General features: G+C 44.1%; 14 protein-coding genes. 5 read left to right on the top strand and 9 right to left on the bottom strand.

Features of this window, described 5'->3' with window-relative positions; genetic code table 11:
* Positions 1–481 precede the first annotated feature (481 nt).
* A complete protein-coding gene (locus tag M0221_RS06590) occupies positions 482–1,402 on the top strand; it encodes a glutaminase (RefSeq protein ID WP_011513663.1) in 921 nt (306 codons plus the stop codon).
* A gap of 580 nt (positions 1,403–1,982) precedes the next feature.
* On the opposite strand, the gene M0221_RS06585 is transcribed toward M0221_RS06590, so the two are convergent.
* Both M0221_RS06585 and M0221_RS06580 read right to left on the bottom strand, forming a co-directional pair.
* Entirely contained in the window at positions 1,983–2,444 is a 462-nt protein-coding gene (locus tag M0221_RS06585; RefSeq protein WP_483284764.1) for a DMT family transporter, read from the bottom strand.
* An 8-nt stretch (positions 2,445–2,452) separates the two neighbouring features.
* Positions 2,453–2,887 (bottom strand): DMT family transporter, encoded by a 435-nt coding sequence (locus M0221_RS06580; RefSeq protein ID WP_181210410.1) that lies wholly within the window; start codon positions 2,885–2,887, stop codon positions 2,453–2,455.
* A gap of 98 nt (positions 2,888–2,985) precedes the next feature.
* On the opposite strand from M0221_RS06580, the gene M0221_RS06575 reads away from it, so the two are divergent.
* A complete protein-coding gene (locus M0221_RS06575) occupies positions 2,986–3,921 on the top strand; it encodes a LysR family transcriptional regulator (protein ID WP_483283312.1) in 936 nt (311 codons plus the stop codon).
* 675 nt (positions 3,922–4,596) lie between these two features.
* On the opposite strand, the gene M0221_RS06570 is transcribed toward M0221_RS06575, so the two are convergent.
* Positions 4,597–4,812 (bottom strand): putative antibiotic biosynthesis monooxygenase, encoded by a 216-nt coding sequence (locus tag M0221_RS06570; protein ID WP_083759467.1) that lies wholly within the window; start codon positions 4,810–4,812, stop codon positions 4,597–4,599.
* 171 nt (positions 4,813–4,983) lie between these two features.
* Complete coding sequence (locus M0221_RS06565) at positions 4,984–6,123, bottom strand: alkene reductase (protein WP_483283311.1); 1,140 nt, start codon at positions 6,121–6,123, stop codon at positions 4,984–4,986.
* Positions 6,124–6,296: 173 nt separating this feature from the next.
* On the opposite strand from M0221_RS06565, the gene M0221_RS06560 reads away from it, so the two are divergent.
* The gene (locus M0221_RS06560; RefSeq protein ID WP_201531708.1) at positions 6,297–7,181 is read left to right on the top strand and encodes a LysR family transcriptional regulator; all 885 of its coding nucleotides are present in this window, start codon (positions 6,297–6,299) and stop codon (positions 7,179–7,181) included.
* 58 nt (positions 7,182–7,239) lie between these two features.
* On the opposite strand, the gene cobA is transcribed toward M0221_RS06560, so the two are convergent.
* The 5 genes from cobA to M0221_RS06535 form a co-directional block, all read right to left on the bottom strand.
* The gene (cobA, locus tag M0221_RS06555; protein ID WP_483283310.1) at positions 7,240–8,169 is read right to left on the bottom strand and encodes a uroporphyrinogen-III C-methyltransferase; all 930 of its coding nucleotides are present in this window, start codon (positions 8,167–8,169) and stop codon (positions 7,240–7,242) included.
* Positions 8,170–8,267: 98 nt separating this feature from the next.
* Positions 8,268–11,576 (bottom strand): molybdopterin-dependent oxidoreductase, encoded by a 3,309-nt coding sequence (locus tag M0221_RS06550; protein WP_483283309.1) that lies wholly within the window; start codon positions 11,574–11,576, stop codon positions 8,268–8,270.
* On the bottom strand, positions 11,573–13,003 hold the full coding sequence (locus M0221_RS06545) for an NAD(P)/FAD-dependent oxidoreductase (protein ID WP_483283308.1): 1,431 nt from the start codon (positions 13,001–13,003) through the stop codon (positions 11,573–11,575). The genes M0221_RS06550 and M0221_RS06545 overlap by 4 nt, the downstream gene beginning before the upstream one ends.
* 80 nt (positions 13,004–13,083) lie before the next feature.
* On the bottom strand, positions 13,084–15,120 hold the full coding sequence (locus tag M0221_RS06540; RefSeq protein WP_483283307.1) for a bifunctional protein-serine/threonine kinase/phosphatase: 2,037 nt from the start codon (positions 15,118–15,120) through the stop codon (positions 13,084–13,086).
* A 2-nt stretch (positions 15,121–15,122) separates the two neighbouring features.
* Positions 15,123–16,634 (bottom strand): NarK family nitrate/nitrite MFS transporter, encoded by a 1,512-nt coding sequence (locus M0221_RS06535; protein ID WP_483283306.1) that lies wholly within the window; start codon positions 16,632–16,634, stop codon positions 15,123–15,125.
* A 559-nt stretch (positions 16,635–17,193) separates the two neighbouring features.
* Between M0221_RS06535 and nirB the strand changes: the two genes are divergently transcribed.
* Together nirB and nirD are read left to right on the top strand one after the other, a co-directional pair.
* Positions 17,194–19,803, top strand: coding sequence for a nitrite reductase large subunit NirB (nirB, locus tag M0221_RS06530; RefSeq protein WP_483283305.1), 2,610 nt, complete (start codon positions 17,194–17,196; stop codon positions 19,801–19,803).
* Positions 19,804–19,848: 45 nt separating this feature from the next.
* Positions 19,849–20,256: a nitrite reductase small subunit NirD gene (gene nirD / locus M0221_RS06525; RefSeq protein ID WP_483283304.1), complete on the top strand. Its 408-nt coding sequence runs from the start codon at positions 19,849–19,851 to the stop codon at positions 20,254–20,256.
* The last annotated feature ends 122 nt before the right edge of the window (positions 20,257–20,378 follow it).

The raw sequence follows: 20,378 nt of genomic DNA, 5'->3' as shown, positions 1-20,378 counted from the left end.
TCAACTCTGCTGACATATAATATTCTTACTATCTTTTAGAGCTTTTTTGGGTGTAAGTCATTGCTATAGTACTATCTATACAGAACCTAAAATAGGATTGATAAGTTTGACTAGATTAAAAATTCCTAACTTTATACCTATGAGATTGGCGCAATATATCAACTGTATCAATAAAGTTAATAACCTCTTGGTAATTATTTACTACATTAAATGTAGACATGGATTTATCTAGTACCTCTTTGGAGGGTGAAAATAAGTATCCCTGAACTGATAATACGGAGCAACCCCACTCATTATTTATGCAAAGAAACTGAAATGACTGTGAGATTATGCTCACGGTCACAATAATCTCTGAGAATTTGAGTGCAATTCACTTCAATAGACCTGAATTAAAATATAATATTTACATCCTTATCGCCTTTTATTCAGTTAAAATCACTATTATTCAACAACCCAGTAGAAATACGGTTACCCAACTCATATGCAACAGATTCTTAATGATATTGCCGCAGAGATGGCCCTTGAAACCGATCGTGGAAAAGTGGCAGATTATATCCCGCAACTGGCGCATGTCGATCCGAACCAGTTTGGTATTGCCGTAGCGACACCTGATGGGCAGGTATATGTAGCAGGGGATGCGAGCACCCTATTCTCGATCCAAAGTATCTCCAAAGTATTTACCTTAACCATCGGTCTTGGCAAGTTAGGTGATGCGATTTGGACCCATGTTGGTCGTGAGCCATCTGGCGATCCCTTTAACTCGATCACCGTATTGGAGTTTGAATCGGGTCGACCGCGTAATCCATTTATCAATGCTGGTGCGATTGCCGTGGTGGATGCCATTATGATGGGGCATGAGCCGAAAGAAACCTTGGGTGAAATTCTGCGGTTTGTACACTTTATTGCCGATGATGATTCGATCCGTTTTGACCATAAAGTGGCAGCGTCTGAAATGGATCACAGAGATCGAAATGCCGCCTTAGCCCACTTTATGAAGTCCTTTGGTCATATAAAGCACGATGTAGATAAGGTGCTCGGTGTTTATTTTCATCAATGCGCGATTGCAATGAGTTGTGAGCAGTTAGCCCGTGCTGGTCTTTTCTTAGTGTCTAATGGTGTTAATCAACACACAGGGATACGAGTGATTAATGCACAGCAGTCTCGACGGATAAACTCTTTAATGATGATGTGCGGTCATTACGATGGCGCTGGTGAATTTGCCTACCGTGTCGGGCTACCGGGTAAAAGTGGTGTTGGTGGCGGTATTTTGACGATAGCGCCAGGTAAAGGCTCCATCGCAGTCTGGTCACCAGGGCTTGATCACGTAGGAAATTCCAAACTTGGGTCAAAGGCATTAGAGCTGCTGGTACAGAAAACGGGCTGGTCAGTTTTTTCGAATTGAAAGCGATCCCTTAACGCTTTTTTAATTGATTATCAATCCAGCGAATAATGTCGCTTTTTCGGATGGTATTACATCCTGATTGTAGCGATTCCATTTTAAGGATCGGAAAACGGATACTCTGATCCACATTTGCGTCCATTGATACCCCCTTAGGATATATTGATATCGTCTTTTGTGTCTTCCAAACGTGTATAGAAAATCCTTTTTCCTATACATTCTGACTTGGTATTTATAAATTTTCTATTTTTCTAGACTTAATTGAGCCGTATCTAAAAGAGAGGCTCAGAAATATTTAAGATAGGTTGCCTAGGGAGCGTTTGAATCCATGAACCAGTGCCTTAAGGCTTGGATTTTTTACCAGTATTTTTAGCTAAATGTAAGCACTAGCATTAAAAAAATCTAATTAATTTGAATACCATAATGATCTGCGATTAGTTCAACGGTACGCTATACAAGCATCGAACTGCTAGTGTTAGATATGAACTTAATGACTATAAAATCAACAGCATGGGTCATTATGATTGAGCTGTCTGATTAAACCCTCCCATATTAGTTTCTACAATTTCTTCAGCATAGCTCACTAATGAGCCTCTTTAGGCTCAGACTTGCTGCTAGCATAAATAAAATAAAGCGCAATTGCCAAACAAACCAAAGCACCCATGCGACTGACTGAAAGGCTAATCGCCTCATTACCAAGTAAACCAAAATTATCAATTAATACACTCATACTCAGCTGACCAAAAATAACCGCTACCGTTGCTACAGCAGTCCCAATACGCTGGACCGCAACCACCATAATGACAATGTAAGGCACACCGCATAAGGCACCAAGCAGTTGCCATTTAGGGACATCCATTAAAGTGACGTCATGACTGGGCTCAAAAAAGAAAATGAGCAAGGCAGTTACTACTGCACCCACAGAAAAGGTTAAAAAGGCACTTTTAAATACGCCAACATTGCTGCCAAGGCGACCATTTAATGCTGCCTGGATACTTAAAGCCGCACCGCCAATTATTGCTAATAAAATCATTAAAATAAGCATCATTTAGGTTATCCTTTTGCCATAAAAACAAGTGCGGCAATAATGAAAAATAAAGCGATAATTCGTTTGCTGTCTATTTTTCGTTCCATGGTTTCGAATAAACCATAATGATCTATGATTAAACTCTGAAATACTTGCCCAGCCAATATCCCAATCATCGTCAGCGCAATGCCAATAACAGGCGTCACCACGGTTAATACCACAACATAAACAGGCCCTAAAATACCACCAACCAGTAATAAAGGCGGCTGTGAGAAAAAGGAAGGGCTGTCTCGCGGACTAAAAAACAGCATCAAAAAGAATGTTAAAGCAGCGCCAACACCAAAAATGCTCAATGTTGCCCACAGCTCGCCTACTTGACTCCCTAAAGGCCCAAGTAATCCTGCTTCAACAGACAACCCCATGCCGCCTAACACAACAATGAGTATCAATAAAATTTGCATGAAAAAATCCTTAATGAGCAATACGCTGCAGCTTACAGCAATGTATACCCATTAAAAAACGCTATAATACAAAAATGACCTTTGCATAAGTTGCACAAATGAATACGGTAGATACCATCAACATACAAACACTATTATTTTTTATAGAGGTTTTTGACGCTCAGAGTTTTTCTGTAGTGGCTCGAAAAGAAGGCGTTTCGGCTTCTAAAGTGTCACGTATTATCAAGCAGTTAGAGGACTCACTGGGACAGCAGCTTTTTTACCGTAATACACGCGCCGTCATTCCGACTGAAGCGGGCCGTGTGTTTATGCGCTATGCAAAATCCATGACCGAGAGCATGAGTGCAGCACAGCAGGAGCTTCAAGACAGGACATTAGAACCGGGTGGTCTAATTAGAATCAACGCTCCCGTATTTTTTGGACAACGACATATCGCACCTTGGCTGCCACAGCTTAGTGTTCAGTATCCTAAATTACAGATAGATTTGAGTTTAACGGATGACTTTATTGATCCTCATCATTATGCAACAGACGTTATTTTTAGAATTGGCACCTTAAATGATTCTGCCTTTCATGCGCGTATTTTTGGCGAGCAAAACTATCATCTTGCCGCTTCTCCATCGTACATAAACACGCATGGTAAATTGCAAGTGCCAGCAGATCTGACACATCATAAATGTCTAGTATATAAAGGATCAACAGGACCCAATCGTTGGCTTTTTAAAACAGAAAGTGAAGATTGGACGCCATTCTTAGCACCCGCTTTATTGATGTCCAATAATGCAGAATCTTTATTGGTATCTGCACTCAAAGGTATGGGGATTGTGCTTTTTCCAGATTGGCTCATCGGTGAGCATTTAAAGAGCGGTGAGCTTATCAAGCTACTACCTGATTATAGTACGGCTGTCAAAACCACACCTCAACATGTCGCAGCTATTTACCCTCATACTCGTCATGTCTCTCTAAATGTTAGAATATTAATTGATTATTTTGCCAAAGTTTATGGTCACCCTCTTTATTGGCAACTCAATTAAAAAACAAGAATTTAAAGCAATAAGTATCCATGCACCTTATGAGGAAAAGGTGCAATAGGAATATGTAATTGTACCTATTCAGGAGCTTTCCTAACTTAGGTTATTCATTGTTGAGAAATACCCCAAGGGAACCAGTTATTTCATCCTTCAAACCTATTAATAGACCACTTAAAATAGACTGCCATAATGGAACCGTTTAAAATAGACTCCGAGTTAGGTATGTTTATTAGATATTAAACTGTATCCCTAAGCAATTCTAGCATTCGAAATCAGCTTCAAAGCTACTCTCATTCATTATTGTAGAAAGTACAAGATTGATGGATGCTCATTTTACTTTGTTTTACGCTTTTGTTCATTTGCGCTCGAAAATCTGCTGACCTTTCGGGTGATCATAGAGAAATTCTTGATAAGCGCAGAATCAAGCCTTCGAATACTTATCTGCTCTCATGCACACTCTATAATAAATGAGAATTGTTGTACTCAGTCTAAGTCAGATATTAAGGTTTATGAACCATTTATTTTCCTCCTTATTATAGAGTGCTGTTTTTAATATCCGGCTGAAATCCAACCAACTCAATTATCTGGTTTATAAACTTACCCGTGCCATCAATCATTTATCATCTCAATCAATACTCTTAAAAACCCATATCCAAACTAGGCAAAGAGCAACGATTGTTATCTTCTTAAACGCTCAATGAGCCAGCCTGCTAGTGGAAATGACACCATCTGCGTCAACGGTACGAGTATTATGGTTTCAATCAATACCACCACTGGCAGACTTAAACCATGAGTCACAGGCTTCAGTAACGTTAATACAATTAGGAGTGTTGGATAGAGTCCGACATATCCTACTAATATACGTATCAGTCTGTCTTTAGTATTCTGATTCATTGCCTGCTACCTATTGATAAAATGATAAAAGAAAAATATTTAAGCGACAAAAACAATAATTGTCGCTTGATGATTGACTGTTTGTGAATATCCAATAAATCCCAAATTTATAAATAAAAATAAGGCCATTAGTATTAATGGCCTTATCTCATTCAATGCTCAGCTGCTTTGCTATTCCTGATAGCGAGGATAATCACTGTAGCCAATGGCAGTGCCACCATACATCGTGGCAGGATCTGCCTCATTGAGTAGCCAATCATTGGCTATGCGTTCAGGTAAATCGGGATTAGCAATAAAAGGACGACCAAAAGCAAATAAATCCCCATAACCTTTAGATAGTATATCGACCGACTTCTGCACAGTATACTTACCCGCATAAATAATACGTCCTGAAAACTCAGCTCTGACGGCTTGGTAAAAAGGCTCTGGCAAATCAGGCGCATTATCCCAATCAGCCTCTGCAATGGATAAGTAAGCAATGCCCGCCTGCTCAAGCACCTTAATCGCTTCAATATAGGTATGATGTGGGTCCGCTTCTACCAGCCCTAGATACACACGAGTCTCATCCGTGCTGGCAAATAAAGGCGCAAAACGTACGCCTAAACGATCAGCACCAACCACCTCACTAACGGCAGCGACCACTTCTTTTAAAAAACGCAGACGATTGGTCAACGAACCACCATATTGATCATCACGTGTATTGCTATGCTCAGAGATAAATTGGTTCACCAAATAGCCATTGGCACAGTGTAGCTCTACCCCATCAAAACCTGCTTCTAGTGCGTTGCGCGCGGCCTGTGCATACATAGCGACCAGCTCACCCACTTCTTCTGTGCTCAGTGCGCGTGGCTCACTTGGGTCGGCTAAAGCGCCCTCGCCTGGAGCTGTCTCAATAAATACTTTGACGTTAGTGGCAGTAATGGCAGATGGAGCGATAGGCTGCGCTTGGTTTGGCTGTAAGCTGGTATGAGACACACGGCCAACGTGCCACAGCTGCGCAAAAATAATACTGCCTTTAGCGTGTACTGCTTGCGTAACTTTTTTCCAGCCTTCAATTTGCGCTGGTGAATGAATGCCCGGCGTCCATGCATAACCTTGGCCTCGTGGCTCAATCTGTGTACCTTCAGTTACCATAAAACCTGCTGAGGCGCGCTGTGCATAATAGGTTGCCATTAAATCATTAGGGATATTATCAGGTTGCGTGCTACGAGAGCGCGTCAAAGGCGGCATCACGATACGGTTTTTAAGGGTATAAGGTCCAAGTTGTACAGAGGAAAATAGTGTACTTGTATTTAGAATGGTTTGTGTCATAAATGTCTCTTTTAAAGCAGCTGATGGCTTATTATTGAATGTATTTGGTCTGTTTTGATGCTTAATAACCAATCTAAGGATTACTTAAGCAATGTTGGTCAGCATAGAGTTTTATCGGTACAATTAGAAACAAGCATTTTTTGTTTAGGGTACAATTATTAATGGTGAGTGTTATGAATGGTATGAACCGGCTAGATATCAAGCAGCTTAGAGTCTTGCAGGCGCTGCTTGATCTACAAAATCTCTCGCAAGTTGCGCGCAAAATGGGACTGACCCAACAAGCGATTAGTGAGCAGTTGCGTAAGCTACGGGATTTGTTCGATGATCGTCTGTTTATTCGTCAAGGCAATAGCATGGTGGCAACACCAAAAGCACTCTCGATGCGGCAACCGATTGACGAGATATTAAAACAGTTGGAAGTATTGTTAGAGCCAGAAGTGTTTACGCCGCAAACCTACAAAGGCGTCTTTACGATTAGTGCAACCGACTATGCGACGCAGGCATTATTGCCGCAGTTGTTTAGTATCACACGCCGTGAAGCGCCTAATTTAAGGCTGATAGTGAGAGATTTTGCCTCAGACAATATCAATCAGCTCATTGCGGCAGGCGAACTTGATTTGCTGATTACTTTTCCAGAGTTTATCCCTGATAACTTATCGTATGTGACGCTATTTGAAGAACAACACTTATGTGTGACGGGTTATAAAAATACCTTTGCAACAGAGATATTCACACTGGCGCAAGTTGCCGCACAACCGCAGCTGGTGGTATCGCCTTCGCGTGCTAATTTGCGCGGATCGCATGATCACTGGTTTGCAGAAAAAGGGCTTAAACGCCATATTGTGATGTCAGTACCTAGCTTTTCAGCCGTGCCAGATATCCTACACACCACCGACATGATTGCCTTTTATCCTGCGCGACTACTACCAAATAATAAAGTTAAAGAGCTGAAGGTAGAAGCATTACCGCCTACCTTTAAGGTAATCGCAGCATGGCATCCACGTACCAGTGACAGTGGTATACATCGCTGGTTAATTGAGCAATTACGAAATTTATAGTTAAAAGATTAGCCTGTCTTAAAGTCATCTTATTGAGCATTTAGGCTAACCCTATATTTTATGCAACACTCTCAAAAGTAGGTATAAGATGTTTATCGGTGATGGATTGCTTAATATTGCAGACTGCACGCTTACCAAATGCACCAAGGTTGTAGTCTGCAAATTCATGATATAGCGTCACCACATCGCCCATAATCAGTAATGCTGGGGTTGGCAATTTCGCTTCAGCTTGCTGCTTAGCGATACTACCAAGCGTGCCGATGAGCAGTTGCTGCGTGGGCAAGCTGGCATGGCTAATCACCGCAAAAGGCGTCGCGCTATCTCGTCCCGCTGCTATCAACCCTTCAGTCAATTCATCTAGCTGATGCAATCCCATATAAAAAACAACCGTTTGGGTGCTATCTAAATGCTCGTCATAGTTATTATTTGGCGCTCCTGATTTCTTATATGCCGTTACAAACTTCACTGCTTGCGCATGGTCGCGATGCGTCAATGGAATACCTGCACTACTAGCAGCGGCACTGGCGGCAGTAATGCCAGGGATAGATTCAAAAAAGATACCATGGCGCACCACTTCTTGAAGCTCCTCTCCGCCGCGCCCAAAGATAAAAGGGTCGCCGCCTTTGAGTCTTACAACTGTTTTACCTGCCAGCGCGTGCTTGACCAACAGCTCATTGATGCCTTCTTGCGGCAGCGCATGATTGGCTCGGCGTTTACCAACAAATATCTTTTCCGCTGTTGGTTCGCACATATCCAATATATCCTCTGAGACTAGGCTATCGTAAAGCACCACATCAGCGCGCTGCATGATTCGCAAAGCTTTTAGTGTGAGCAGCTCAGGATCACCAGAGCCTGCACCGACTAAATGCACAGTGCCTACTTTTGCAGCTGCTATGTTTAATGGCGTGTTTAGCGCATTGACGACACACTTTTTATTAGATAAATCGTTTGGAGGTAGTGTTGCGATAAAGGCAGATGAATCCGTCATGACGGTGACTCCTAATGATGCTGTTAGTGCAATATACGGTGCAAGCCCTATGCCATATTGATCAATTGGTTGTATTTCATAAGGCGGTTATAAGACAGCTATGACGCATGCTCCTCAATAAGTGCATTGATTTGACTCACGCATGAGCCGCAATTGGTACCAGCACGGCACGCTTTGCCCACTGATTGTGCGCTATGGCACTGCTGCTTGGCGATTGCATTGATGATGATGTTTTCTCCGACTGCCATGCAAGAGCACACCAACGGACCTGGATCGATATAGCCAGTAGCTGGACGACCTGCCAGCAACCATTTATAGCGCTGCTGTACTGGTATGGCATCGGTACTGCCAAAGCAGCTGTCAAGCCAATGTGTACTAGGCAAATACATCAATTTTGGTGCAAAATAAATAGCTAATAGCAGCTGATCACTAGGTACGGCAGAGTCTGAATCACTTGGCAATATATGATTTAATGCTTTGTTCCTCACCTCTGACTGAGTCGAGATAAAGCGTAGTTGCTTCTCTGGTTTACTCAAGGTGAAAGCGCTATTAACCGTCAGAGTATCGTCGGCATTGCCAGTCAACCACTTGTCTGATACAGACTTTTGATAGTCATCGATAAACTGCTGCCAAAATTTAGGGTCAAGCAACTGCCTAGCTGTGCGCTCGGCTGGGCTGGCAAGAGTAATGAGCACACTATTGGCTTGCCTGCTGATACTCCATGTCAGCGCTGGTAGTGAGAGAGACGAACCCGCACCATTTAACTCAAAGTTTGTAGACGCTGTTTGCGACTCACCCGCTATTGCTTCCTTCTTAAAATGAGCAGTCATCGCACGCAAGTGCACTAATATGGTGTCCTGCAAATCAGGATGCACCATAATCTTGCCAAGTGTCTGCATAGGCACGGCGCTCATGCGAATCGCTGAGTTTTTTAGCTCAGGCTGCCCTGAATATGGATCGACCACAGTCGGAATGAGTGTCCCTACCCGTGCAAAGCTAGCAAAGGCATTACTCCAGTGCATGGGCATAAAGGCATCACCAACACGCATACTATCGCTGATGGCGATTTGCGCTAAAACCGTTTGCTCTATATTCTCATTATCTGTATCGGCATTTTTACTAACATTATTCGTATCAATAGTTGTCGCCTCACTATTCGGCAGGATCTGCTCATAGCGAGGATGTAGCTGCACATAGTCGCCCTTTTCAACACCGAGTTGTTTGGCTTCATTAGGATGGATAGTCAGCGTCGGCACAGATTCATGTTGATTGAGCTGTGGCGCCAGTCCTGTGCGTGTCATGGTATGCCACTGATCTCGTAGTCTGCCCGTAATCAGGCGTAGATTCACGGTCAATGGGTTGAAGTCAGTGTTATGCCGCTTATCTCTATTCTTAACATCGCTCTTATTCGAGTTCTGCCGACGTTGATGTTGATGGAAGTGATGAAAATTAGGCAGGCTAGCACTATCTGAAGGCGTAATAGCAATGAGTTTTACTTGAGTGGGTGTAATACGCGCACCGCCCCATTGAAAGGGAGTCATCACCTCGTAGTCAGCGCGGCTTAGTACTGGCATTGATAGGTCTTTAGCCAAATTGAGATAGCGTGGTTGATTGCTAATAGAGGGCACTTGGCTAGGATCGTTTTTATAAGCGGTCAATGCCACATGCTCATTGAATATCTCGCTAGGATGCTGGTAATCAAACCCAGCTAGCCCCATGCGAGTAGCCACTTGAGACAGTATCCACCAGTCAGGCTTAGCGAGTCCTAATGCAGGCTTCAACGCCCGCTGTCTTGAGATTCGCCGCTCAGAATTGGTGACTGTGCCTGATTTTTCACCCCAACCTTGAGCTGGCAATACAATGTCTGCGCACTTAACCGTATCGCTGTCTACCGAGCAGTCAGAGACTATTACCAAGTCACAAGCCGCTAATGCGCGGCGAAATTTATCCGCTTCAGGTAAGCTCACGACTGGATTGGTTGCCATAATCCAAATGGCTTTGATACGCCCATCTAAGATAGCATCGGCAGCATCACAAGCTTGGATGCCCACCTCTGGCGCAATAGACTGCGGTGCCTGCCAAAAGTCAGCCACCAGTTGACGATGGATGCTATTACTCAAGTCTAAATGTGCCGCCAGCAAATTAGCCAGCGCCCCGACTTCACGGCCACCCATGGCATTTGGCTGACCAGTGAGTGAAAAAGGACTGGCACCTGGTTTGCCCACTCGTCCCGTAAGCAGATGGGTGTTGATAATGGCATTCACCTTGTCAGTGCCACTCTTTGACTGGTTGACACCCATACTAAAGGCAGTCACTGTTTCGTCATGAGCGGCGACTAGCTGATAAAATTCAAGGATACTGTCGATACTGACTTGGCAAGCTTGAGCAACTTTTTCAATGCTCCAGACGTTGGCTGCCGCTAAAGCATCATCAACACCATGACCATGACCATGCTCGATATAACCTGTATCAGCACAGCCGTGTTCGCTAAGATAATGTAATAAACCATTGTATAAATGCGTATCGGTGCCGGCGGCTATTGGTAAGTGCAAATCGGCGAACTCACAGGAATCGGTACGACGTGGGTCAATGACAATAAGCTTTTTATTGGGATTGGCTTTTTTGGCGGCCAAAAAACGCCCAAATAAGATCGGATGGCACCATGCCATGTTTGAGCCAACCAGCACTAATAAATCGCAGGACTCTAAATCCTCGTAATTACCAGGCACCAAATCAGCGCCAAAGGCACGTTTGTGTCCTGCTACTGCGGAAGACATACATAGGCGTGAGTTGGAATCAATATTATTATTACCGATAAAGCCTTTGATAAACTTATTGGCGACGTAGTAATCCTCAGTGAGCAGCTGCCCTGAGACATAAAACATAATACTGTCGCGACCATGCTTGGTGATAGTTTCATTTAAGCGAGTAGCGATATCATCTAGAACACTATTCCAATCGGTCGGCACGGTAATGGCTAGGTTGTTCAGTGCTGCGGTAGCGCTATAAGCATGAGAGTCACAAATTATGGGTTGCTGTTGTGCCATCGATGCCAGTTTATTTTGATAGTAAGGCTCAGTTAAGCGTCGCTCACTGCCCAAGGTTTGTGCCAGCGCACTGCCTTTTGAGCATAACTTACCAAAGTTCGCCGGATGTTCAGGATCTCCTTTTACGCTCACTACCCCTGTCGCATCGACACTGGCTAAGACGCCACACCCTACCCCGCAGTAAGGACAAGTGGTACGTATGGTGGATGTCATTTCTTCAGTATAAGTGGCAATAAGAGCCGTTTTTGAAGGATTGATCATGTCATCAGATTTGTTATTAGATTTGTTATTAGATCGACGTATACGACTTTCTAATTCTTGACTAGCATTCGGTTTATTACTCAAGATCACTTCACTCATAACGCCGCTCCTACTATGTCTGCTGCGCTTAATAAATCCAGATCGCTATCGTTATCTATGTCTCCGATAACCTCACTATCTGTCGTTACTTTCTCCAAATCACAGTAGGCCTCACCAAATATTAAATCCGCTTTTATAGGCGCGATATCACTATTGTTGTTGATCAGCTGGCTATAGAAACTGCCCTCATTGACCTCACCGTAGAGTACAGCGCCGATCAGTTTATTGTTTCTAAGATAGAGGCAGTGATAGTGATTTATACTGGTTTGCTGATAAGTGATGGTTTCGATAGCTGCCGCTTCCTCCTCTTCAAAGTCGACTTGCCCTGCTGAAAAAGCACTGATGCCAGATACTTTTAGCTTTAAGGACAGCGGTGTACTGCGAAAAGGCTGCCAGTTCTCTTTAGAGCCTAAGCTGTCGCCCGATAGTCGAGTGTCTTTTAGCACAGAGACTAAGGTATCCACTTGCTGATTAACAGGTGCCACCATACCGAATAGCTCACCATCCAACTCTACGCATTCGCCAACTGCGTAGACATGCGGACAACTCGTGTGCATGCAATCATCCACAATGATGCCGCGATTGACTTCAAGACCGCTGTCTCTCGCCAATGCTATATTGGGCATCACCCCGACTGCCATCACAATAAAATCTGCCGGCAAGGTACGTCCATCCTTCAATGATAAGCCTTTCACCTCATGCTGGTCATTGGCCGCAATACAATCAGTAATAGCAGAGACCTCCACACCTACGCCCCGACGAGCCAGCTCAGCTTGCAACAGCTGGGCAGCAGGTAAATCAAGCTGCCTGTTAAGAACATAGCTATCTACATGAATGACCGTCATATCTGCCCCTTGAGAAGCCAGCGCGCAGGCGGCCTCTAGCCCTAGCACCCCGCCACCAATTACTAGACCTTTTTTCCCTTGGCGCGCATATTCAACTAAAGCATTTACATCGGCTACTTCTCGAAACACGTGCACGCCTGCCGCATCATGATTGGGAAAAGGGATGACTCGAGCGCTCGAACCTGTAGCGATAACCAGCTTGGCATACACCAGCGTCTGTCCATTATCAAGCTTAATAGACTGTTGCTTGGTGTCCACAGCGGTAACTGCAATCCCTGCTAAGACAACAATACCCAACTGTTCATAATCTGATTGCTGGTATAAATAAGTATCATCAAAGGCGCTATCTCCTGCCAGCACTGGTGATAGCATAATGCGGTTGTAGCCGACCTCTGGCTCTTTGCTGATAAGGGTAATCGGTAATGGTCTTTGGTTATTTGGCGACTTACTTTGCTGCTGGGCACGTGCCAGCTCAATGGCAAAACGGCTGCCTGCCATGCCAGCACCAATAATGACAATACCCGCATTTAAATGAGCATGAGACATTGTCTGTATTGTTAATTTTGATCTATCTGATGACATGAGCAAAAAATCCCTTAGCCGCAACGCGCAGCATTAATTAAATGGCGTGTCAGAGTGTCTTTTGTGCTTAAAGCCTGCGCTTATAAGAAATAAGCCAACAGCGAAAAAATGAGCACAAACTGAATAAAGCAAATGCTATGCCATACCAGTAATGGGTTGCGTATGATGAGCGGCTCAGGGTCGCTAATATAATTGTGATTCTCAGGGTTAAAATCTTGTAAGAACTCGCCAATCGCTTGATAGCGAGCTTGGGTATTAGCAAGCAGCGCACGCATTAGCGCTTGCTGGCTGGCAGCAGGTACGCGGTACTGACGTAATAATTGAGTAGGTAGCGTTAAGGTATGATTTGCCTGATGTGAATGCATCAACGCTTGTGAGCTAAATGGCAGCTCGCCTGTTAGAAGCTCATAGCCAATCACCGCTATGGAAAATAAATCAGAATGCACACCTTTTGGTGCATCGGTGTAATATTCTGGTGCAGCGTAGTGCAAATCACCATTCGGTGGTCGCGTACTGTCTTTAAGTATGGAAGAGCTGGCTGAACCAAAATCTATCAATTTGACCGCGCCTGATGTGGTCAATAGGATGTTTTCCGGCTTGATATCTTGATGCAATAGATAGTTTCGATGCATCACCCGAACCGCCATGCCTATTTTGGTTAACAAATCATAGGTCTGCCACACATCACAAGGCGCATGACGATCCATAAAATCTCTTAGGCTTTCGCCTTCAATATATTCTGTGAGATGGTATAGATATGCACTGCTGGCTGGTATGGGGTAATAGCGTAGCAACCCTGAAGCACTAAGCGCTGAGCTTGCGTCTAGATAGGGTTTTATACTGCTGATGCCTGTAAGGCTGCTGTCACTAGATAGGTTATTAGGATCTGCTTGATTATAGGCAGGCTCGCCCGCCCGTCTATGCTTAGATAAGCTTAGACCAATTTTACGCTCCTTTAAAAATTCGCGCAGATAATGACCATCGGTAGTAGCGCTAAGGCTTGGTGACTTTAGTGCAAATAGATGATGGGTTTCATCCTCTACTAGATATACTTCGCTACGAGCAGTGCGGGCTATAATATGCTTGACAATAAAACCATCAATCCGCGCCCCAACTTCTAAGCCCGTTAATAACTGATACCGATGGATGTCGTGAGGCATCGCATCATGCAGGCTAGCATTTTTATTATTACTATTGTTCTTAGTATGAGCGCTATTGGCTGTCTTTTGCTTAGGGAGCGCTTGCGCATTCATACCGAGTATCACCATACTTAAATTGTCATGACTGCCCTCGTTAAACGCCTGCTCGCATATGCTTTGGCTGATGCTAAGACTATTCACTGCCCCGTCATTCGAGCTGTTATCCGTCGTATCTATCGTTTGACTCGGCTGACACAGCGCCTTTACTGCTGAACATAGCTCAAACTGGAGCTCAGACGCTGCAATAGACTCATACACGCCATCTGTCATCAGTGCTAAGCATTCATTTTGATGCAAGGTAAATACGGACTGCTGGAGCTCGACCATCGTATCCGCGCCAATAGCGGCAGATAGCGCGCCTTTATCTTGCCCATGGTGAATGCGGTGGTCTTTACTGAGCACTTTTATACTTTCTAAACCGACACGGTAAATACGTGAGTCGCCTGTATGAAACAGATGGATACGGTCGCCGATACATAGTAGACCTGATAAGGTGGATAATAGTGGTGGCACGCGCTCATAGACTTGCGGGAAATAGAGGGCGTCATTGGCTTTATTGACGGCCTCACGAATCAAAATGGCAACTTGATTGTCATCAAAGTCTATGTTTGCTGATTGCGATTGGTTCTCTGCCAATACCATCTCTTCAAGTGCCCCGTTTTTAAGTGCTAAGGTAAGATGGTGCGTGACAGTATTGACCACCAATTGGCTGGCTTGTTTGGGAAACTGACAGGCACTGACACCATCCGCCATCAGCACCAATAAAGGCGCATGAGGACACTGAACACCGCCGTTGATGGTTGCTGTAAACTGTCCATACGGCAAGCATGTTGTTATCAGCAAGCTGTCTTGATTTTCGGATTTGCGCCCTTGCATGGTATAAAAATCAAGCAACCATAGTGCCTCATTCATTGGCATAATTAGCTCACTTTAATTTGGGCAAAGCTGCCATCAGGCATCTCTTCGATGATAACGCCTTCAGGTTCTTTTAAAAAGAACAGTGCAAAGAAGCCAACGACAGCAGTCGCGGCGATTACCATGAAGAATACTTGATAAGAAACCAGACTTAGGACAGTTAAATAAACAACCGAGCCAACATTTCCATAAGCGCCGGTCATGCCAGCAAATTGTCCGGTCATGCTACGCTTGATCAGTGGAATAACCGCAAACACAGCACCTTCACCCGCTTGTACAAAGAAAGAGCAAAACATCGTGATAAATAATGCCAAGGCAATTGGCCATGTTGAATCCACGATACCCATTAATAAATAACCAACAGCCAAACCTGCGGTCAAAATCAGCAGCGTTATTTTGCGACCAAACTTATCGCTGAGCCAGCCGCCGCCCGGTCGCGACATCAAGTTCATAAACGCATAGCTAGATGCCAAAACCCCTGCCATCACAATTGATAGATTAAATGTCTCTTGATAGAAAAGCGGCAACATAGACACTACGGCAAGCTCTGAGCCAAAGGTCGCAAAGTATAAAATATTTAAGATACCGACTTGCTTAAAATCATATTGATGCGCTTTTGGCACAGGAGTCGTAAATACCTCTTTATTAAAGCGATAACTACTCACAAACTCATAAATATATAAAATAACCAATCCGATGTAGACGATATTGACACTTGCCTGACTGAGTAAGCTGACACCAGCGGGTGATAACTTCCATCCCAAAAGAGCCAAGGCCAAATACATTGGCAGCTTAAATGCCATCATTAGCCAAAAGTCACCTGCCGAAGTCACCATCATGGCACCAGATTTTTTGGGTTTAAAATACGTTGCACCCTTTGGCGTGTCTCGCACCATCTTATAAAAAATCACACTATAAAGCATCATGACCACCCCTGAAGTAGCCGTCGCATAACGCCAGCCCTCATCACCACCAACTATAGCGGCAGCGATGATAGCCACTGTCGGTAATAGCAAGGCAGCAGCAGCGGAACCAAAATTGCCCCAACCGCCATAAATACCTTCAGCCGTACCCAGCTCATTTGCAGGGAACCAATCACTCATTAGACGAATACCCACCACAAACCCTGCACCCACAAAACCCAAGAAAAAACGGGACAATGCCAGCGTGTTGTAATCTTGCGCAAAGGCAAAGGTAAAACAGGGAATCGCGCCTATAGCCAAAATGGCGGTATAGACGAGGCGCGGACCAAAACGATCGGTCAACATGCCAATAATGACTCGAGCTGGAATAGTCAAAGCGACGTTTAATATCAACAAGGTTTTGACTTGATCCTTGGTCAAACTCAAAGTCTCACCGATGGCAGATAAGAATGGTGCGTGGTTAAACCATACAAAAAAGGTCAGAAAAAAAGCCATCCAACCAAGATGGAGTATCTGGTTTTTACCAGTAAAAGAGAGGATATTGAGCTTATTTTTATTTGGTGCAGCAGGGCTCGGTGATAGCGATGACGACATAAGCGGTTTCCTTAAATAGTAAAATTCAGGGCTAACATGGAAAGCCGTAAGAACACGTTATGTTGAACGAACTGACCAGTTAGAGCATTTAAGAGGGTGCAATGGCTGTGCCAGCTGCCGCTATCAGCTTCGTTATACAGATAAAACCTCGGCTTTGATAAAAGCGTTCATGCTTTGCTATAGATGACTTCCAAGCAGCTATTACAAGGTCATTCATAATTTAATAGCCATATATAAACGCTAATTTTATCGAGATGAATGAAAAACCCTGACTGCCATAAATACAATCAAATTGGTGCATGGTTTTATCTATTTTGGTGCATCCATTTTTTGTATCCTCACTTTTAATGAGAAAAGACTTTTTTATTTATCATTGCTATTTATATCCTCACACATACCACGCCGCCTAGGAAATACACTGTCATCGTCAGGTTTTTCGTCTGTAGTGATGAGACTCTCGCTTAAAGATATGGCGCTATATAACGGTGCTTGGCACAGTTATTGAAGATGTAATTACTGTAAGCACTATTTAGACAAACCCATGACTAAGGATAATTACATGAGTAGCACTATAGTGAGTAAGGCAGGTAAAGCTAAGTTGGTGGTGATTGGTAACGGTATGGTTGGACATCATTTTATTGAGCGAGCCATAGAAAAAGGGTTACATGAGCAGTTTGATATTCATGTGTTTGCTGAAGAAGACCGTCCCGCTTACGATCGGGTATATTTATCGAGCTACTTTGAGCATAAAGATGTTAGTAAGCTCAACTTGGTTGATTTAAGCGCCTATGCATCTGCCCAGATTCAATTGCACCTGAACCAGCGTATTGTAGATATTGACACCAATAATCAATACATCATCACTGAAGCTGGCGAGCGGATTGAATATGGTGAGCTGGTGCTGGCGACAGGCTCATATCCATTTGTACCACCGATTCCAGGGCGTGAGCATGCACACTGTCATGTATATCGCACCATTGCTGATTTGGATGACATTCTTGCCATCGCGGAACAACCAAAAGTAAAAAGAGGCGTGGTTGTGGGCGGAGGGTTACTCGGGCTTGAAGCAGCAAAAGCACTGGTCACCTTAGGACTAGAGACTTATGTGGTAGAGTTTGCTCCGCAATTGATGGGCGTACAGCTTGATGCGGCTGGCGGCGATATTTTAAAACGAAAAATTGAGGCGCTTGGCGTCAAAGTATTGACTGGTAAGAATACCCAAGCCATTATTGATAATAGCGACGCGATACATAAAAACCTGAGCACCTTTAGTGAGAATCCGTGCCAGCTGACCATGCAATTCACCGATGATACCTCGCTTGACACCGATATGATCGTCTTTAGTGCAGGTATTCGTCCGCAAGATGGCATTATCAAAAACAATCCTGAATGCGGTATTGAGATAGGTGCACGAGGTGGTATTTTAATTGACGAACAATGCCGCACCAATGCCGCGCATGTCTACGCTATTGGCGAATGCGCGGTGTGGGATAACAAGATATTTGGCTTAGTAGCACCAGGCTACAGCATGGCGAGTATTTGTGCGGCGCAAATTTCAGGCGATCAAACACAAACCTTTACGGGCGCTGATATGAGCACCAAGCTCAAACTCATGGGCGTGGATGTGGGTAGTATTGGCGACGCACATGGCAAAAGCGCAGACAGTTTGAGCTATTTATATCAAAATCCTGCGACAGGTATTTATAAGAAACTGGTTACAACGTCTGATAACAAGCGCTTGCTTGGCGCGGTATTGGTCGGTGATACCGAAGACTATAATAATCTATTACAGCTATATCTCAACAATATCGACTTGCCTGCCCATCCTGAAAGCCTGATTTTACCTAACGTTGAAAAACCAACGATGGGTATAGAAAATTTACCAGATAGCGCCACGATTTGCTCATGCTACAACGTCACCAAAGGGGCTATTTGCGCGGCGGTTGAAAACGGTGCGTACTCCATTGCCGAAGTGAAGTCTTGTACTAGTGCAGGTACAGGATGTGGTGGCTGTGCGCCTATGGTGAAAGACACTTTAAGCTACCAGTTAACGACCCTTGGGTTTGAGGTCAATAACGACTTATGTGAGCACTTTGCCTATACCCGTCAAGAGCTCTATAGCTTGATTCGTGTCCATGGTATTAGAACCTTTGATGCTCTGTTGGATGAGCATGGTAACGGTCATGGCTGTGAGATTTGCAAACCTACGGTCGCCTCCATCTTGGCCTCATGCTGGAATGACTATGTGCTCAAGCCTGAACTGACACCGTTGCAAGATAGCAATGACTATTATCTGGGCAACATACAAAAAGACGGCACCTATTCTGTCGTACCTCGTGTGCCAGGTGGTGAAATCACCGCCGATAAGCTGATCATCCTCGGACAAGTCGCCAAAGAGTTTAATTTGTATACCAAAATCACAGGGGGTCAACGCGTGGATTTATTTGGCGCACGTCTAGACCAACTCCCTGATATCTGGACACAGTTGGTGCAAGCTGGCTTTGAGACTGGTCATGCTTATGGTAAGTCGTTGCGTACTGTTAAATCGTGTGTGGGTAATAACTGGTGTCGCTATGGTGTCGATGACAGTGTCGGCTTAGCCCTAAGATTAGAAGACCGTTATAAAGGCGTGCGTTCACCGCACAAGATAAAAATGGGCGTGTCGGGATGTACGCGCGAGTGTGCAGAGGCACAAAGCAAAGACTTTGGCATTATCGCCACCGAAAATGGTTGGAATTTATTTGTCTGTGGTAATGGTGGTATGACCCCGCGTCATGGCGAGCTGTTTGCCACCGATCTTGATAGCGACACGGTCATCAAATACATCGACCGTATTATTATGTTTTATATCAAAACAGCAGATAAACTCCAGCGTACCTCAAAATGGCGCGAGAGCTTAGATGGCGGATTGGAATATTTACAAGCGGTCATTATTGAAGACAGTTTAGGCATCGCTGATGAGCTAGAGGCACAAATGCAGCTGCTGATCGACAACTATGTGTGTGAGTGGAAAGCCACCATCACCGATAGCGAAAAGCTCAAACGCTTCCGTCACTTTGTCAATAGTGAACAAGGAGATGACAATGTGGTCTTTGTCACCGAGCGCGAGCAGATCCGCCCTGCGACCGATAGTGAAAAAGCTAAAATATTAGTGACCGAGCTGGCTTAATCAATGTCTAACACTTTCCGATCATATACGAATAAGGATCACCCAATGAACCAGTATACCGTTTGCAGATTAGAAGACATACTCCCTGAGACTGGTGTTTGCGCACTGATAGAGGGTAAACAAGTGGCAATTTTTCGCACTAAGGACGCTAAGCTGTTCGCGCTTGATAACTATGACCCCTTTAGTCAAGCCAATGTATTATCTAGAGGGTTAATTGGAGGCACTACCGTGACCAACGATGCTGGCATTGATGAAGCGGTACTGTATGTGGCCTCCCCTATTTATAAGCAGAGATTTAACCTTGCCACCGGTCAATGCTTGGATGATACAAGTGTCACGCTTGCTACTTACCATGTTGAGCTTGATACCAGTCTTGAAAGTAATAATGTGGTGATAAAATATGATCAGTTAGAAGCGTCATCTGCAACACTATTAGAAATGGAAGTTGTTTAAGGCGTAGCCGTCTTTTTAGCAAATTGAAACATGTAATTTACATTAAGATACTGAATAAAAAATTGTACTGGCATAATATTGGCGGTAAATATATTTCACTTAATGCCATTAAAAGGATCATA

Source organism: Psychrobacter sp. ANT206 (assembly GCF_056880555.1).
Note: the sequence above shows the minus strand (reverse complement) of the source record. Positions and strands in the feature narration are given on the sequence as shown.

Coding starts and splice junctions, on each gene's coding strand:
- M0221_RS06590 (WP_011513663.1), top strand. CDS start 482: ATGCAACAGATTCTTAATGATATTGCCGCAGAGATGGCCCTTGAAACC.
- M0221_RS06585 (WP_483284764.1), bottom strand. CDS start 2,444: ATGCTTATTTTAATGATTTTATTAGCAATAATTGGCGGTGCGGCTTTA.
- M0221_RS06580 (WP_181210410.1), bottom strand. CDS start 2,887: ATGCAAATTTTATTGATACTCATTGTTGTGTTAGGCGGCATGGGGTTG.
- M0221_RS06575 (WP_483283312.1), top strand. CDS start 2,986: ATGAATACGGTAGATACCATCAACATACAAACACTATTATTTTTTATA.
- M0221_RS06570 (WP_083759467.1), bottom strand. CDS start 4,812: ATGAATCAGAATACTAAAGACAGACTGATACGTATATTAGTAGGATAT.
- M0221_RS06565 (WP_483283311.1), bottom strand. CDS start 6,123: ATGACACAAACCATTCTAAATACAAGTACACTATTTTCCTCTGTACAA.
- M0221_RS06560 (WP_201531708.1), top strand. CDS start 6,297: ATGAATGGTATGAACCGGCTAGATATCAAGCAGCTTAGAGTCTTGCAG.
- cobA (WP_483283310.1), bottom strand. CDS start 8,169: ATGACGGATTCATCTGCCTTTATCGCAACACTACCTCCAAACGATTTA.
- M0221_RS06550 (WP_483283309.1), bottom strand. CDS start 11,576: ATGAGTGAAGTGATCTTGAGTAATAAACCGAATGCTAGTCAAGAATTA.
- M0221_RS06545 (WP_483283308.1), bottom strand. CDS start 13,003: ATGTCATCAGATAGATCAAAATTAACAATACAGACAATGTCTCATGCT.
- M0221_RS06540 (WP_483283307.1), bottom strand. CDS start 15,120: ATGCCAATGAATGAGGCACTATGGTTGCTTGATTTTTATACCATGCAA.
- M0221_RS06535 (WP_483283306.1), bottom strand. CDS start 16,634: ATGTCGTCATCGCTATCACCGAGCCCTGCTGCACCAAATAAAAATAAG.
- nirB (WP_483283305.1), top strand. CDS start 17,194: ATGAGTAGCACTATAGTGAGTAAGGCAGGTAAAGCTAAGTTGGTGGTG.
- nirD (WP_483283304.1), top strand. CDS start 19,849: ATGAACCAGTATACCGTTTGCAGATTAGAAGACATACTCCCTGAGACT.